Genomic DNA, 16,369 nt, shown 5'->3' with positions numbered 1-16,369 from the left:
GCACGCTCGCCGCGCCGCGCGGCGGGGTGGCGCGGGGCGCGGCGGGACGGCTCGACGGGGTACGCGGCGGCGTCGTCGGCAGGACGCGCGTCGCGTCGGGCTGCTGCCCCACGACCACGGGCTCGGCCTCGTCGGCGGGTCGGTCGACCCGCGCGCCGGGAGCGAAGCTCGGCGGCGCGGTGCGGCGCGGTTGGTCCGGGGTCACGGGTCTCCCGTCAGGCGGAGCAGGAGGCGGTGCTGTCGTCGAGGTTGAACGCCTCGCGACCCGCCTGCTTGGACTCGGTCGGCGTCGGGGTCGCCTTGGGCGTCGAGGGCGACGTCGCGCCGGGCGTCGCGGACGAGGTCTTCGACGGGGTCGGCTTCGACTCGCCGTCCAGCGGCTTGTCCTTGGCGAGCCGGTCCCACACGGTCGCGGCCTCGGCGGTCCACTGCACGCGGTTGTGGTCGGCCGGGTAGGCACCCCACGGAATCGTCATGAAGGTGATGTTGCCACCGCGGATGTCCCGCATCGTGTAGGCGAGCCCGGCCATGTCGGTCAGGCTGAAGTCGCTGTCGGTCGTCACCGAGCTCGTGGCCGAACCCAGCAGGCTGAGCAGCTGGCCCGCATCGGTCAGGACGTTCTTGCTGAGGATCGCCTTGACCATCGCGGCGATCAGCTGCTGCTGACGGCCGATGCGGTTGGTGTCCGAGCCGTCCCCGACGCCGGTTCCGGTGCGCGCACGGGCGAACCCGAGCGCCTCCTTGCCGTTCAGGGTCTGGTTGCCCGCCTGCAGGTGCAGCTTCGCCTTCTTGGCGATCATCTCGTTCGGGATGCAGATCGGGACACCGCCCAGCGAGTTCACCATCTTCTCGAATCCCGCGAAGTCCACGACGACGGAGTGGTCGATGTGGACACCGGTGTTCTTCTCGACCGTCCTCCACGTGCAGCCCGCGGCCGAGGCGATGTCGCCGCCCTGGTCCCAGCCGAGAGCAAACGCGGAGTTGAACATGCCGAACGTCGCGCCGGTCCGCTTGCCGTTCGACAGCTTGCACGACGGGATCTCGACCATCGAGTCACGGGGGATGGAGATGGCTTCCACGCGCGAGCGGTCCGCAGAGATGTGCAGGACGATCGTCGTGTCCGAGCGCATGCCGGCGGTGACGTCTCCACCGATCTCGCCGTTCTCGCCGTCGCGCTGGTCCGAGCCGAGCAGCAGGATGTTGACGTCCTTGCCAGCGTTGGGGTCCTCGGGGTTCGACGACTTCGTCGGGCGAGGCTCGTCCCCGACGAGCGCGCTGATGTCCGCGTGGTTGACGTTGCCGCTGATGCGCGTGTAGGTCGCCGCCGCGGTGCCGACGCCGAACGCGAGCAGCGCGGTCGCCGCGATCGCGGTGCCGCGCAGAGCCGTGCGAGTTCGGTGCGTCGTGGCGCGCGAGTGGCGCGCCGTGCGGGCGCGGGCGGACGTGGCGTGGCGGACTGTCACGTCGTGAATCCTAGGTTCCGTCATTGCGCGACCGGCGGACTCGGCGGGGGCGCGTGGTGGAGGATCTGTGCAGATGAGCACACATCCGGGGGTCGGCGCCCGGGCGCGCTGCTGCTGGGCGCGACCCGGTCCTAGGGTGGCGGCGTGACGATCATCGTGACCGGCGGAGCCGGGTACATCGGGGCCCATGTCGTGCGCGCACTGGCCGACGCGGGAAAGGACGTCGTCGTCGTCGACGACCTCTCGACGTCGAGCGCCGGTCGTGTCCGGGCCCATCCGCTGCATCGCCTGGACCTCGCGGCGTCGGACGCGACCAACCGTCTCGCCGCCGTGCTCGACCAGCACAGGGCGACCGGGATCATCCACCTCGCCGCGAAGAAGCAGGTCGGCGAGTCGGTCGCTCGACCAGAGTGGTACTTCCGGCAGAACGTCGGAGGCCTGGGGACGGTGCTCGAGGCGGCCCGGGCCGTCGGCTGCGACCGCCTCGTCTTCTCATCGTCGGCGGCCGTGTACGGCGAGCCCGTCGGCGGCGTCGTCACCGAGGACACCCCGGTGGCGCCGATCAACCCCTACGGCCAGACGAAGGCCGTCGGCGAGTGGATGGTCCGGGACGCCGCGCGTGCGTGGGGCCTGCGGCAGGTCTCGCTGCGGTACTTCAACGTTGCGGGCGCCGGGCACCACGACCTCGGCGACCCAGCCGTCCTGAACCTCATGACGTTGGTGCTCGACCGCCTCGAGGCCAGGGAGGCGCCCGTCGTCTTCGGCGACGACTACCCGACGCCGGACGGGACGTGCGTGCGGGACTACGTCCACGTCGCCGACCTCGCCGACGCGCACGTTGCCGCGCTCAACGACCTCGAGCGCGACGACCGTCGATACGACACCTTCGACGTGGCCACGGGGCGCGGCGTGTCCGTCGCCGAGATGCTCGCCGCGATCGCCGCGGTGACCGGCAACGCGATCGAGCCGCGCGTCGTCGCCAGGCGCCTGGGGGACCCGGCCGTCCTCGTCGCGACCGCGCAGCGCCTCCGGACGGAGCTCGGCTGGGAGCCGCGCCACGGGCTGGACGACATCGTCGGCTCGGCCTGGCAGGCCTGGGTGTCGCAGCGCGAGTCGGGCGTCGAGCCGATCCGGGCCGCCGTCTGACCGATTCGAGCCGCCACGGCGGAGTGGCCTATTCTTCGCGCGTGCCCGCGCCTCGCTCCACCCGCCCTCCGGTCGTCGTGTTCGCCACGGTTCGCAACGAGGAGCGCGACCTGCGGGCGGCGGTCGGTGCAGTGCTTGCGCAGGACTACCCCGGTCCCATGGTGTTCGCCCTCGCCGTCGGTCCGTCCGACGACGCGACGGAGGCGATAGCGGCCGAGCTCGCCGCCCAGGACCCTCGCGTCGTGGTCGTCGTCAACCCGACGGGCCTGACGCCCCAGGGGCTCAACATCGCCACCCGCGCCGGCATCGAGGCGCAGCCCGCGAGTACTTACCTGATCCGCACCGACGGCCACGCAGAGCTGCCTGTCGACTACGTGCGCACTGCCGTCGACACCCTCGAGCGGACCGGCGCGGACAACGTCGGAGGGATGATGGTGCCGCTCGGCAACGGGCCGATGCAGGAGGCCGTCGCATACGCGATGTCGCACCCCGTGGGCCTCGGCGGTGGCCGGTTCCACACCGGCGGCACGGAGGGGGAGGCCGAGACGGTGTACCTCGGCGCCTTCCGGCGGGCTGTCTTCGAGCGCCTCGGCGGCTACGACGAGCACTGGTCGCGCGCACAGGACTGGGAGCTGAACCTGCGCCTGCGCACGAGCGGCGCGGTGGTGTGGTTCACCCCCAGGATGCGGGTCGAGTACCGCCCGCGCGCCTCGTTCCGGGCGCTGGCCGCCCAGTTCTACAAGACCGGGCAGTGGCGGCGGGAGGTCGTCCGGCGCTACCCGCAGACCGCCTCGCCGCGGTACCTGGCACCGCCGGTCGCCGTGGTTGCGATCGCCCTCAGCGTGGTCGGTGCCGTCCTCGGGGTCGCGCTCGGTGCGCCCGTACTCGCCCTGCTGCTCGTCGTCCCCGCGGTCTACCTGCTCGCCGTCGTCGCGACGGCGATCAGCGCTGCACGTGACCTGCGGCCTGCGGCCGTGCTGCGGCTGCCCGCGGTGCTCTCAGTCATGCACATGGCATGGGGGAGCGGGTTCCTGCGGGGGCGGTAAGCGTCACCCTGCCGTTAGCACTGCCTCGATCTGGTTGCCGAGGTAGTCTGCGACGGTCCTCGCGTAGGTCGCCGTGAGGTGACTCGTCACGTCGCGGTAGACGATCACGCCGCCCACGACTGCGGGGCACCCGTCCGGCGTGCAGTAGAGGCGCGTCGTGTCTACGAAGTGTGCGTTCTTGCCGGACGTCGCCGCCAGCTCTTGCGCATCGGCGTCACGTGTTGCGGCGTCGAGCGGGATGACGCATCGCGTCGCGGCTGCGAGACCGTACTTCTCCACGCACGGGATTGTTGTCGACGTGACCCCGGGGTTGTCGCCGATCGCGATCACCGGCGTCGCGACTGGATCCGGCCGGGCGTCCCACGCCGCGACCATTCCGTCGGCGGTGGCCTGCTCGAGCGACTTGCCGGGCACGTCCTCGACCGGCGGGCCCATGCGTGAGTTCGTGACGATGATGGCGTCGAGATCGGTGGCCGCGGCGATGTGCTCAGCGGCCGACGTCCGCCAGGACCGGCATGCGTCGCTCGTCGACGGGTTGTCGACGACCTGCTCGGCCGCGGTCCAATAGCAGCCGCCGCGACCGGCCACGTCGATGCGCCACCCGCGCTCTTCGGCGATCCGTTCGTACGCCGCGATGAGGGTGTTGTTGTGCGAGTCGCCGACCGCCAGGATGTGCCTCGAGTAGGTCGCCGGGCCGAGCGGGCAGACTCGGAACGTCGCGTCGCCGCGCGACGTGAAGCACTCCGCACGGTTGCTGTCGTCGCCATCGAGGGCCGTCGGGTCCGGTGCGAGGACCGCAGGGGAAGGTGCGTCAGCACACGTCTCGTTGAGCAGCGCCCCGGCGCCGAAGCACGGGTTGCTGGGGTCGGACGCGGCGGCGATGGCCGCGGCGTCTCGTGCCATCTGGGCATCGTTCCAGCGCAGCGGCACCACCACGAGGACGAGGACGAACGCCATTCCAGCGAGCGTCCAGAGGCCCACGACGCGGGGGCACGCCGAGCCGAGCAGGCGGAACCGCACCGGGTTCTCGACGAGGTACGTCGACAGTGCGGCCAGCAAGAACGTCGCCAGGAGGAGCGTCAGCTTGTCCAGGGTTCCTAGCCGGTGCCCGGTCACGAAGGGCAAGAGGACGATGAGCGGCCAGTGCCACAGGTAAGCGCCGTACGACGTCTCACCGATAAGGGCGACCGGGCGCCATGCGCCGAGCCGGGCGAGGCTTGTGCCATCGCCCGAGGCGATGGCGACGACCGCGCCTGCTACCGGGAGCAGCGCGGTTGCCCCGGGGAACGGTGTCTCGGCGTCGAACGCCAGGCAGGTCGCGACGAGGAGCGCGACTCCGATCCATGGCACGATCGGCCGCCACGGCAGACGCCGCCGTAGGGGATAGGTCGCCAGGAGTGCGCCCGCCCCGAACTCCCACGCGCGGGTCAGGGTCGAGAAGTACGCCACTGACGGCGTCGATGCCATGAGCACGACCGAGTACACGAACGACGCGAGCACCGCAGCGCCGAGCGTGACCCGGACCCGCTGGACGAGGCGTGCGCGGTGCCGGTGCGCGAGCCAGGCCGAAGCGAGCAGCAGGAGCGGGAGTCCGACGTAGAACTGCTCCTCGACGGACAGCGTCCAGTAGTGCCGGACGGGTGACGCCGAGTTGCTCGACGCAAGGTAGTCGACGGCGTCGTGTGCGAGCAGCCAGTTCTCGACGTAGAGCGCGGAGGCACCGACCTCCGAGAGGAACTGCGACCACAGGCTGCGCGGGACCAAGACGACGACAGCGACCGCCGAGAGCGCGAGGACGAGCAGCGACGCCGGAAGGAGCCGCTTCGCGCGTCGCGCCCAGAACGTGCCGAGTGCGATGCTGCCGCGGCTCGTGAGCTCCCGGAGGAGGTGTGCGCCGATGAGGTAGCCGCTGATGACGAAGAAGACGTCGACGCCGATGTAGCCGCCGGTCAGTCGGTTCGGCCACAGGTGGTAGAGGACGACGGCGAGCACCGCGAACGCGCGCAGCGCCTGGATGTCCGTACGCTGCGGCTCGCTGCGTCGCTCGTGTCCCCCGGGTACCCGAGCGGCATCGCGCAGCGCGGCAGGAGCGGGTGCGGCGGGCTCGGTCACGATGGGTGAGCGTAGTCGAGGCACTGGGAGACGCCGGCCTCAGCCACCGCGGCCTTCCGCGATCGTCCGCCGGACTTGCTCGGACGTCGCGTGGATGCCGTGCGCGAGCGTGGTCAGCTGGCGGCGGTCGAGCTCCGGCCAGACGACCGAACGCAGTCGCAGGTCACGCGCCTGCTGGTTGGCGAGGGACGACGAGGCCATCCGGACCAGGACGCGTCGTCCGAACACGCGGCGGCACTCGCCGAGCAGGTGCGCGATCGAGACGGCCTGCTGGGAGGCGAAGATCTTGACTACCGGCGCGGCCCCGGCGCCCGCCCACGTCTCCTCGAGGCGCTGCATTGCGTCGCAGACCAGCTCCGCGCAGTCGTCGACGAAGAGGTAGTCACGCAGCGTGTCGAGCGAGACGTAGACGCCGATCGGCTGCTGCCGAGTGTTCGACAGGCACAGGCGGGAGACGAGCCCCTGGTTCTTGGCGAGGTTCTGGCCGGGGCCGTAGAGGTTGGCGATGCGTCCGAGGAGGACGGGCGCCACAGCCGCGAGCCGGGCCAGCTCGGTCTCCGCGCGCAGCTTCGCGGCGCCGTAGTCGCCGAGGGGGGTCGTGGGACTCCACTCGGTGAACGGGGGCGAGACGCTGCCCGCATAGGTCGCGCCGGCGGACGAAGCGAAGAATACGGCCTTGGGCACCGGTGCGTCACCGGCGAGCACGGCGTCGACGACGGCCCGGATGGTGGCGATTTCGGTGTCGAGGTCCTCGGCCGCGGCGCCCGCGACGCCAAGGCCGGCGCACCAGCTCAGCGACCAGCCGTCGGCCGACGTGGCCGCTGCCGCCCGCGCGGCGCCGACGATCGCCGTCGCGGCACCCGGTGTGCCCCAGGGCACCGACGGGTGCACCGAGCGTCCGCCACGAGAGCCGACCTCGGCCCGGATCGCGCTACCCAGGAGGCCGCCGCCGCCGACGACGACGATCGCGCGTGCGTTCACCGCGTTGCTGGACGGTGACCGAGGGGGCCCGCGCCGGGGTCGCTCACCAGGAGGTACGGGGGCTTGCCGAGCGCGAGGTTCACCGCGACCCCGAGGTACTCGGCGATGACGCCGAGCGAGAACAGCACGGCGCCGGTGCCGACGAGCACGACGACGATGATCGACGTCCACCCTGCGGGCAGCGAACCGCCCGCGAGGCGGGAGATCGCCAGCGCGATCGCCCACACGAGGCCGACGCCGGCAAAGGTCACGCCGAGCGCGCTCACGATCCGCAGGCCGCGGGTGCCGCTGGACAGGACCATGCGCCAGAAGTGCGACAGCAGGCGTCGCGTGCTGTAGCCGGAGCTGCGCCCGCCTTCCTCGCGCGACATGACTCCGCACTGCGCGGGCGCGCCGGCCACCCAGCCGAGCGCGACGTCGAGGTAGACGCCCGCGCCGGCGTACGCCGCGGTGCTGCGTGCGGCCTCGCCGAGGATCAGCCGGAAGCTCTGGAAGGCGCCGACGTCCTTCTGCCCGACGCCCACGGCGACGATCCGCTTGGCCGTCTTCGAGGCGAGGTTGCGCAACGCGCCGTGCGGCGCCGCGTTGAGGGGCAGCGCGTACACCACGGCCGACTGCTCGCGCAGCGCGACGTCGAGCATCGCGCCGATGTACGCGGGGTCGTGCTGGCCGTCCTCGTCCATCGTGACGACCCAGTCGCCACCGCTGGACGCCATGCCCGCGAGGGTGGCCGGGTGCTGGCCGTAGTTCCGGCTGAGCCAGAGCGTCCGCACCCACGGGTACCGCTCCTGCAGCGCGCGCATCACCGCGGCCGAGTCGTCCGGACCGTGGTCGTGCACGAGCAGGACCTCCGACAGGCGGGCTTGGCTGCCGTCGGGGGTCTCGAAACCGGCTTGGAGAGGGGCCAGCTCCGCGACCACCTGGGGGAGAGTCGTGGCGCCCTTGTAGACCGGGATGACGACCGAGATCTCGTGGGGCGCGGACCGGGGTCCCTGAGGGCTCGTCACCCCGGAGACTATAGTCGTCGGGCGAGAGCGCCCGGACGCCCCGCCACCCTAGGATCACGAGGAGCGTTGAGGTGCACGAGATCAGGCCGACAGAGCGGCCCCGTGCGACCGATCCCATCGTGGATCCTGCGCCTTCGGCCGACGCCGTCGAGGACGTCGCGGGTCCCGCGACGAGGGTGATGACTGGGCCTCCCGGGCCGTTGTTCCGGCTCGTACGGGACCGCAGGGTCGCGTTCCTGATCGTCGGCGGCATCAACACCTTCCTGGGCACCGCCTGGTTCATCCTCTTCCAGACGATGTTCGGTGACAGCCTCGGCACGTTCACCTACCTCGTGAGCCTGCTCTGCGCCCACGTGGCTGCCGTCCTGACGGCCTTCGTGCTGTACCGCAGGTTCGTGTTCCGGGTCCGCGGTCACGTCTGGGTCGACCTGGCCCGGTTCGAGGTCGTCAACCTCACCGCGCTGGGCATCAACGCGCTCGCGTTGCCCTTCGTGGTCGAGGTCGTCGGGCTCAAGCCCATCGCGGCCCAGCTGGTCATCACATGCGTGACCGCGGTGATCAGCTACCTGGGCCACCGCGACTTCTCGTTCCGCCGCCCCCGCGCGGTCGTGGAGTCCGCGACGGTCCCCGCCGCGCAGCCGACGGACGAGGCCCGATGAGCCCGACCGTCTCCGTCGTCGTCCCCGCGTACAACAACGAGCCGTTCGTCCGGCAGACCGTCCGCTCCGTGCTCGAGCAGACGTTCGCGGACTTCGAGCTCGTCGTCGCGGACCACTCGTCCGGCGATGACACCTGGGCCGCGCTGCAGGAGTTCACCGACGACCCGCGCGTGACCTTGCTACGCACACCCGCCGGGGGCGGGGCCAAGCGGAACTGGGACGCGGTGAGCGAGGTCGCGACGGGCGACCTCATCAAGCTTGTGTGCGGCGACGACGTGCTCTACCCGGCCATGCTCGAGCGGCAAGTCGCGGCGTTCGCGCAGCACCCCGACGCGCAGGTCGTCGCGTCCCGCCGCGACATCATCGACGCGCAGGGCCGGGTCCTCGTCCGTGGTCGCGGCCTCGGCCGCGCCCTGGTCGGCGAGGTCGACGGCTCGGCTGCCCTGCGCGCCTCGATCCGGGCGGGTGGCAACCTGTTCGGCGAGCCGATGTGCGTGATGATGCGCACGGAGACCCTCCGGTCCGTCGGCTGGTGGGACGATCGTCAGCCCTTCTACATCGACCTCGGCACCTACGCGCACGCACTCATGCGGGGCAGCTTCGTCGGCGTCGACGAGACCCTGGCGGGGTTTCGCGTCAGTGCTCAGCAGTGGAGCGTGCGGTTGACCGACGAGCACAGCCGGCAGGCGGCCCAGTTCCACGCTCGCGTGCGTGCGGAGCACCCTGACGTCCTGTCGAAGGCAGACGTCGTTCTCGGTGACGGCATGGCCGTCGTGGCGGCTGCCCGCCGGCGGCTCGCCTACGCCTGGCTCGGCCGCCGGATGCGCGTCGCGGGCTGAGGGTGCCCGGTCAACCGGCGTCGGGCAGCCGGTAGACGGTGATCGTCGGTCCCGAGAGGCCGCCCCGCGCGACGTCGCCGATGAAGTCCAGGTCCCGGCGCAGCGACGTCGGCTCGGCCACGACGCGCAGGCCCGCTCCCGACGGGGCCCACTTAGCGACGACCGGCAAGTTCGCGAGCGCCCGGTAGACGTCCTGCTCGGCCTGGTACTTCGTGCTGGCGAAGTACCGGGGGTACATCCCGCTGCTTACGACCGCGTACTGGGCACCCGGCAGGTCATGGACGACCAGCCGACCGTCCTCAAGCGACACCGAGCTGGTGATCGGCGAAGGGATGCCGGGCATGAGCGGTGAGTAGCCGTCCATCACGGTGTTCTCGGCCGTCATGCCGAGACGTTCGAACGTCTTCAGTGCCTCCAGCCGCGTGTCTGTCGCGGCGAAGTGGGCTGCGGCGGCGATGCCCCCGATCAGGACCGTCACGCCGGACAACGTTGCGACCGCGGCGCCGATGACTAACGTCGGCATGGCGAAGCGTGCCCCGGCACGCCGTCGAGCGATGAGCCACTCAGTGGTCCGCCCGAACCCGACGGCGGCGAGGATCAGCGGAGTGATCAGGATGGGTAGACCCCACCGCGCCCAGTGCAGTGCGAGGGCGCTCATCGCGAACCAGTAAGCGACGCCGAAGACTAGGGGGAGCGCGACCACCTTGCGGTCGCGGACGCACCAAATGAGGCCGACGACGGCCGCGACGAGGAGGATGGAGCCGAGCCATGGGCTGAACGCGTCGACGTAGTAGCCCAGGTTGCCGCTCCACGAGAGGCCGTCGGCGCCGAGGTGGCCGTTCTCGCCGTCCTGCGCGGTCAGCTGTCGACGAACCTCTGCGAAGTCGGTGATGAGCACGGGGGAGAAGGCGAAGATCGAGGCGACGAAGATCGCCGGCGCACCGATCGCGTGGAGCACGGCACGGCCCCACGCGCGAGTACGCACCGCCACCGTGACGATCGCCACACCGAGCGGGATCGCCCCGAGAGCTCCCGGGTACTTGAGCGTGACGGCGAGCGCGACCAGGGCGCAGCCGATCACGAGGTTGCGCCATCCCGGGCGCTCGATGTACCAGATCGACGCCAGCACGACCGCGAGCATCAGCGTCGTCAGCGGCACGTCCGGCGTCGCGAACGAGCCGTTCTCGATGAACGGGCCGAAGAAGGCGAACAGGAACGCCGCGACCAGGCCGGAGATCGTGCCGAAGCGGTGGCCGACGGCGTAGGCGAGGACGACCGCGGCGACGCCAAACGCGACCGTCACGGAGCGCGAGATGGCCAGGAAATCGCCGGGGTGCTGGTCGAACATCCGCTCGGCCGGGGCGCCGAACGCGAGCTGCGAGTAGGCGCGGTACAGCAGCGTGCTCAGCTGCATCTCGAGGTGGTCGGGGCGCGAGAAATACGGCGGCTCGAACGAGTTGGCTGCCGCCATCTGGATCGCGCCTCGGGTGATCACCCACTCGTCGGGGTGCAGACCCGCGGGCAGACCCCAGCGCACGCCGGGGATCCGCAGCAGCCCGGCGGCGGCGGCGAGCAGGGCGACGATCAGGCGCGGTACCCAGGCGCTCGCGTACCAACGGGGTCCACGGGGTGCTTCGTCGTCGGCTGCGGTGGCGACATCGTCCGTCTCGCCAGAGACCGCCGCGCCCGCCCGCGCCGTTGCGTCGGTGGCGGCGCTCTCCGGCGCTGCCAGGGACGTCTCGACGTCGGCCGTCGGCCGGCCGGTGTCACCGGCGTCGGCGGGGGTCATCAAGGAGCTCCTCATGGCATTCGTGAACTTCCCCGCGTTGAGCCCGGTCGTGTGGCGCTCGGCGGTCGTGGTCACGGGCGCGCGCACATGCACTCCGGTCGGAGGCAGAAGCGCATGGAGGATACCTCGGCCGCGATCGACTCCTCCAATCGCGGCCGTGCACCGGGCGCGTCGCTCAGCCGACGACGTACAGGCGGACGCTCCGGGTCGGGACCAAGGGCAACTAGACTGCGCGAGGTTCGACAGGTCCCGGGAGGGACGCAGCGCTGCAGGGGAGAGTCAACACGATGCGAGGAGTGCTCCGCCGTGGGCTCCGACGACCGATCCGTGCGGCGCGCCGTGCGATGCGTGCCGTGAGCCGCCGGGCGCGCGGGCTGTCGGCAGCGACCTCCGCCCCGCCGAGTGCCGGCGTCGCCGCGCTCCTGGACATGCGCATCATGGACGCCGGGTTCTACGGCGCCCAGGTCGGCCGGAAGTTCGCCACCCGGCGCGCGGCGGCCGAACACTACGAGGCGGTCGGGACTCGCCGCGGACTGCGCTTCCATCCGCTGATCAGTGCCGCCTTCATGCCAGTCGACGTCCGCACCGGACTGCGCGAGGGGCAGGTCGCGGAGTTCGTCGCCTACCTCTTCTCCCCGGCCGGTGTCGACCGCCCGTGGAGCACGCTGTTCGACCCGCGGCGCCTGCCGCCCGGCTCCAAGCGTGCGCCGGGGCTGCCTGGTCTCGAAGCGCTGGTCGTCCAGGTCGCCGACTTCTTCCGCACGCTGACGCCGGAGAGCGACCTGCCCCCTCGGCCGGTGCTCGGGAGGGCGACGATCACCTGGGAGGACGCTCGCCGGGCGCTCGTCGCCGCGGCACGGCGAAACCGCGCCCAGCGTGCGCTCACCAAGCTGCGCGTCACGACCACCTGGGACGACGCGGCCGAGCAGGCCTGGATCGACCGTCTCGCGCCGGTCGACAGTTCCGACCTCGACGGCCCGCTCGTGTCGGTCGTCATGCCGGTCTGGAACCGGGCGGACCGGGTGCTCGACGCCATCGCGTCGGTCCAGGGGCAGACACTGACGCAGTGGGAGCTAGTGGTCGTCGACGACGGCTCCGAGGACGACTCGCTCGCGGTCCTGCGGGCCGCCTCAGCGGCCGACCCCCGCATCGTCGTCGTCGCAGCGGAGCACCACGGTGTGGCTGCGGCTCGCAACACCGGTCTCGAAGCGGTCCGCGGTCGCTACGTGGCGTTTCTCGACTCGGACAACAGCTGGCGTCCGCACTTCCTCGCCACGATGGTCTCGGGCATGCAGGCCGACGGGCTCCGCAGCGCCTACTCGGGTGCCCGGCTGGTGCGGGACGACGAGGTGATCTACCGCGCGTTCCGGGGCGGCCTCGCGCATCTCATGGTGATCAACCACATCGACCTCAACGTCCTGGTCGTTGACGCCGTGCTCGCACGGGCCACCGGGGGCTTCGACACGAGCCTGCGTCGCTGGGTGGACCACGACTTCGCGATCCGCGTCGCGCGGCTCACCGAGCCCGTGCTGCTGCCGTTCATCGGGTGCGACTACGACGACGCGATGGGGGCGACCGACCGCATCACGACGACGGAGCACGACAACTGGCAGTTCGTGGTGCTCGGGAACGCCTACGTCGACTGGGACGGCGTACGTGCGACGGTGGCGGACCGCGTGCAGGGGCGGGTGTCGGTCGTCATGCCGGCGTACCAGGACTACGCGATGACGACCGAGGCCGTGGCCGCGATCGTCAAGCACTCCGACGGCATCGACGTCGAGATCGTCGTCGTCGACAACGGCTCGCGGCCCGGCACGTCTCTCGAGCTGGCGGCCCTCGCCCTCGCCTACCCGCAGGTGGTGCTGATCCGGTTGCCGCGGAACATGAACTTCGCGATCGGGTCGAACGTCGGCTTCGCGGCCTCGACGGGCGAGCTCGTGTGCTTCCTCAACAACGACACCGGGGTGCGCGCCGGCTGGCTCGAGCCGCTCGTGGCACGGATCGCCCAACCCGACGTCCGCGGCGTCCAGCCGCTCCTCGTCTACCCCGACGGGACGGTCCAGGCCGCGGGGACCGTCTTCCCGGTCGCCGACGCGATGCCGATCCACCTCATCGCGGGGCATCCGCTCGAGGACGCCGAGGGCGTCGCCGAGCTCCGGTTCAGCGCCGTCACGGCCGCGGCACTTCTCATGCGGGCGACCGAGGTCGCCGAGCTCCGCGGGTTCGACCCAGTTTTCGTCAACGGCGCGGAGGACGTCGACCTATGCCTGCGCGCGAGCCGCGACCTCGGCGGCTATTTCGCCGTGGAGCCCGCCGGTGTCGTCGAGCACATGGAGAGCAAGTCGCCTGGACGTTCGGCAGGCATTGCCGTCAACCGCCGGATCTTCCTCGACAGGTGGCGCGGTCAGACGCCAGGCCCCGAGCTCGGGCACTACGCGGCACTCGGGCTCGAGGTCGTCCAGATCGCCACGGCCGGCGAGGACTACCCGACGCCGCGACCGGTGGTGATGCGCCGGCCACGCAACGTCACCGTCGCGGGGCGCGTCCGCCCCTCGCTCCGCTGGAACATCAAGAACGCCGCCATCCCTGGCCCGGGCGGCGACGTCTGGGGGGACACGCACTTCATCGACGCGCTCGGCTCTGCGCTCCGCCGGCACGGGCAGGAGGTCGTCACCTCGCGGCACGACGCCCACGCCACGCCGCAGGCCGTGATCGACGACGTCAACCTCGTGATCCGCGGCCTGGACCGGGTCCAGCCGCACCCGGGCAAGGTCAACGTGCTCTGGGTGATCAGTCACCCCGATGACGTCACGGTCGACGAGGTGCTGCAGTACGACATCGTCTTCGCCGCCTCGGTGCCGTGGGCCGCGCAGATGTCGCAGCGCTCGGGGCGCCCGGTGCTGCCCTTGCTGCAGGCGACCGACGCCGAGCGGTTCCACCCCTTGGCCGCCGATGCCGCCCGCGGCGACGACGTCGTCTTCGTCGGGCAGGCTCGTCGAAACACGCCACGCGAGATCGTCATGGACGCGCTCGACGCCGGCGTGCCGGTGCGGATCTGGGGCCCGCGCTGGCAGCACCACGTCGACGCCAAGTTCCACGAGGGTGTCTACATGCCGAACGAGCAGCTCGGATCGCTCTACCGGCATGCCGGTTTCGTGCTCAACGACCACTGGGCCGCCATGGCCGCCGACGGGTTCATCTCGAACCGTGTGTTCGACGCCGTCGCCGCCGGTGCACGCGTGATCAGTGATCACGTCGAGGGTATCGAGGAGACGTTCGGCGGCGCGGTGCAGGTGTACCGCGGCTCCGCCGACCTCGCGCGCCTGATCAGCGAGGACCCGTTCCCCGACGTGGCTCGTCGCGTCGAGATCGCGCACGAGGTCCGGGCCGCGCACAGCTTCGACCACCGGGCCGAGCAGCTCCTCGAGGCCGTCCTGAGCCACCGCGCCGCGACCGCACCCAGCCTGCAGGTCGCGCTGCACGCACCGCACGCATCGGTCCGCAGCGAGGTCGAGGTCCGCGAAGCCCCACGGCGGTGCGTGTACAGCGCGCTGTTCGGCGACTACGAGCGCCCGTCGCACCAACCGGCGTTTGCGGGGGACCCGATCGACAAGATCCTGTTCACGGACGACCCGAACCTCCGCAGCGACGACTGGGAGGTCCGCCTGGTCTCGCGCGTCCTGCCCGCCGACCCGGGGCGCAGCTCGCGGTGGCCGAAGCTGCTGCCGCACCGAGCGCTGCCCGACCACGACGTCTCGCTCTACATCGACAACTCCGTGGGCCTCACGCGGCCTCCGTCCGAGGTGCTCGACGTGCTGCTCGACGACGAGTCGCCCTTCGCGCTCGTAGAGCACAGCTATCGCGGCGCCGTCGCGGAGGAGATGGACGCGGTCGTCGCCGTGAAGTTCGACGACCCCGCGCGGATCCGCGAGCAGGAGGACCACTACCGTGTCATCGCGCCGGCGGCGCTCTCCGCGCAGACCCTCTGGGGCGGCATGCTCGCGCGTCGGCACCACGACCCGCTGGTGGTCGCCGCGATGGAGATCTGGTGGGAGCAGGTCCTGCGCTACTCGCGGCGTGACCAGCTCTCCCTGCCGTACGCCCTGCAGGCGGCGGGCCTGGTGCCGCACGTCCACCGGTTCGACAACCGGGTCTCCGAGCTGCACGAGTGGCCGACCGAGCTGGGCCGCGACCGCACGCGCGCGTTCACGGCCTGAGGTCCGCCGGCGTCAGCCGGCGCGGCGCTCCAGGTGCCACCGCACCTGCTCGGCGATGCCGTCGGCCACGGCGGTCGCCGGGGAGTAGCCGAGCGCGTGCGCCGCGGCGAGCCACGAGCCCGACGTGCGGACCTGCTCGCCGAACGGCGGGTCGAGGTGCACGACGTCCGCGTCGATGCCGAGGGTGCGCGCGATCAGGTCGATGGCCTCCGCGACGGTGACGACCTCGCCACCGGCGACGTTGAAGGTCGCGCCACCCTCCCCGCGCTCGGCCGCCGACGCGGTCGCGCGCGCGGCGTCGGCGACGAACGTGGTGGAGCGCGAGTACGACCCGTCCCCGTACATCGTGACCGGCCGCCCGTCGAGGATCGCCTCGATGAAGCGGTGGTAGGCCATGTCCGGCCGCTGCCGGGGCCCGTACACGGAGAAGTACCGAAGCACCGTGACCGCGAGGCCACGCTCGCGCTCGTACGCGCGCAGCAGCTCTTCGGCGGCGACGTTCGAGACGCCGTAGGGCGAGGCCGGCAGGAGCGGGTGACTCTCGTCGCCGTCCGCGTGCGTGCCGTAGACCGAGGACGTCGACGCCTGCACCAAGCGCGTCACGCCCGTGCGCAGGCATGCCTCCGCGAGGCGGCCCACGACCGTCACGTTGAGGTCCATGTAGAGGCCGATCTCGGCCCAGCTGCGCACCATTCCCGCGATGCCAGCCTCGTTGACCACCAGGTCGGCGCCCGCGACGACGGGCTCGAGGTCCGCCGTGCGCAGGTCCAGCTCGAGGGCGGTCACGCCTGGCAGCGCGGTCACGACCCGCCAGCTCTCACGCTTGGCCGCGGCCGCGTAGGAGTCGGCGAGCATGCAGTCGACGGCGCGCACGGTGTGCCCGCGCCGGACGAGCTCCTCGACGACGTGCGAGCCGATGAACCCGGCGGCGCCCGTGACGACGACATCCATCGGGTGCCCGCCCTTCGTTTGTGATCATGACCGGCGCCAGGGTACGGGGCGCGGGCCCGGGCGACCTGCGACGTCCGCGCGCTTCCGGGGCGTCCCGTCCGCCGACTGCGCGTGGCCTATCCTTCGCCGGGGCGGGCAAGGCGTCGGCCGCCGAGCAAA

At 71.6% G+C, this 16,369-nt stretch carries 11 protein-coding genes and 1 pseudogene; 5 read left to right on the top strand and 7 right to left on the bottom strand.

Annotated elements, in window-relative coordinates:
* A pseudogene (locus D1825_RS12915) lies at positions 1-205 on the bottom strand (hypothetical protein); the annotation flags it as partial.
* A 10-nt stretch (positions 206-215) separates the two neighbouring features.
* Entirely contained in the window at positions 216-1,463 is a 1,248-nt protein-coding gene (locus D1825_RS12910; protein WP_233549890.1) for an LCP family protein, read from the bottom strand.
* A 144-nt stretch (positions 1,464-1,607) separates the two neighbouring features.
* Here D1825_RS12910 and galE point away from each other — a divergent pair, with 144 nt between their 5' ends.
* The gene (gene galE, locus D1825_RS12905) at positions 1,608-2,609 is read left to right on the top strand and encodes a UDP-glucose 4-epimerase GalE (protein WP_118767817.1); all 1,002 of its coding nucleotides are present in this window, start codon (positions 1,608-1,610) and stop codon (positions 2,607-2,609) included.
* A 41-nt stretch (positions 2,610-2,650) separates the two neighbouring features.
* The gene (locus D1825_RS12900; protein ID WP_118767816.1) at positions 2,651-3,655 is read left to right on the top strand and encodes a glycosyltransferase family 2 protein; all 1,005 of its coding nucleotides are present in this window, start codon (positions 2,651-2,653) and stop codon (positions 3,653-3,655) included.
* Positions 3,656-3,658: 3 nt separating this feature from the next.
* On the opposite strand, the gene D1825_RS12895 is transcribed toward D1825_RS12900, so the two are convergent.
* The 3 genes from D1825_RS12895 to D1825_RS12885 are packed head-to-tail and all read right to left on the bottom strand — an operon-like array spanning position 3,659 to position 7,755.
* Positions 3,659-5,767, bottom strand: a complete 2,109-nt coding sequence (locus D1825_RS12895; protein WP_158580731.1) for an acyltransferase family protein — start codon at positions 5,765-5,767, stop codon at positions 3,659-3,661.
* A 39-nt stretch (positions 5,768-5,806) separates the two neighbouring features.
* A complete protein-coding gene (locus D1825_RS12890) occupies positions 5,807-6,748 on the bottom strand; it encodes an NAD-dependent epimerase/dehydratase family protein (RefSeq protein WP_199721588.1) in 942 nt (313 codons plus the stop codon).
* Positions 6,745-7,755, bottom strand: coding sequence for a glycosyltransferase (locus D1825_RS12885; protein WP_233549889.1), 1,011 nt, complete (start codon positions 7,753-7,755; stop codon positions 6,745-6,747). The genes D1825_RS12890 and D1825_RS12885 overlap by 4 nt, the downstream gene beginning before the upstream one ends.
* A gap of 179 nt (positions 7,756-7,934) precedes the next feature.
* On the opposite strand from D1825_RS12885, the gene D1825_RS12880 reads away from it, so the two are divergent.
* Together D1825_RS12880 and D1825_RS12875 are read left to right on the top strand one after the other, a co-directional pair.
* The gene (locus tag D1825_RS12880; protein ID WP_118767819.1) at positions 7,935-8,414 is read left to right on the top strand and encodes a GtrA family protein; all 480 of its coding nucleotides are present in this window, start codon (positions 7,935-7,937) and stop codon (positions 8,412-8,414) included.
* On the top strand, positions 8,411-9,253 hold the full coding sequence (locus D1825_RS12875; protein WP_118767814.1) for a glycosyltransferase family 2 protein: 843 nt from the start codon (positions 8,411-8,413) through the stop codon (positions 9,251-9,253). The genes D1825_RS12880 and D1825_RS12875 overlap by 4 nt, the downstream gene beginning before the upstream one ends.
* 10 nt (positions 9,254-9,263) lie before the next feature.
* Here the strand turns inward: D1825_RS12875 and D1825_RS12870 are convergent, their stop codons facing one another.
* Positions 9,264-11,042, bottom strand: coding sequence for an ArnT family glycosyltransferase (locus tag D1825_RS12870; protein ID WP_158580730.1), 1,779 nt, complete (start codon positions 11,040-11,042; stop codon positions 9,264-9,266).
* Between the two features lie 353 nt (positions 11,043-11,395).
* Here D1825_RS12870 and D1825_RS12865 point away from each other — a divergent pair, with 353 nt between their 5' ends.
* Positions 11,396-15,259, top strand: coding sequence for a glycosyltransferase (locus tag D1825_RS12865; protein WP_158580729.1), 3,864 nt, complete (start codon positions 11,396-11,398; stop codon positions 15,257-15,259).
* 12 nt (positions 15,260-15,271) lie between these two features.
* Here D1825_RS12865 and D1825_RS12860 read toward each other — a convergent pair whose 3' ends face one another.
* A complete protein-coding gene (locus D1825_RS12860) occupies positions 15,272-16,210 on the bottom strand; it encodes an NAD-dependent epimerase/dehydratase family protein (protein ID WP_118767811.1) in 939 nt (312 codons plus the stop codon).
* Between the last annotated feature and the right edge of the window lie 159 nt (positions 16,211-16,369).

Source organism: Cellulomonas rhizosphaerae (assembly GCF_003470205.1).
Classification (GTDB): domain Bacteria; phylum Actinomycetota; class Actinomycetes; order Actinomycetales; family Cellulomonadaceae; genus Cellulomonas; species Cellulomonas rhizosphaerae.
The sequence above is the reverse complement of the archived record's forward strand: the minus strand, read 5'-3'. Positions and strand labels throughout refer to the sequence as shown.

What these genes read in the sequence shown, in the direction of transcription:
- D1825_RS12880 (WP_118767819.1), top strand. Translation starts at nt 7,935, where the DNA reads ATGACTGGGCCTCCCGGGCCGTTGTTCCGGCTCGTACGGGACCGCAGG.
- D1825_RS12875 (WP_118767814.1), top strand. Translation starts at nt 8,411, where the DNA reads ATGAGCCCGACCGTCTCCGTCGTCGTCCCCGCGTACAACAACGAGCCG.
- D1825_RS12870 (WP_158580730.1), bottom strand. Translation starts at nt 11,042, where the DNA reads ATGACCCCCGCCGACGCCGGTGACACCGGCCGGCCGACGGCCGACGTC.
- D1825_RS12860 (WP_118767811.1), bottom strand. Translation starts at nt 16,210, where the DNA reads ATGGATGTCGTCGTCACGGGCGCCGCCGGGTTCATCGGCTCGCACGTC.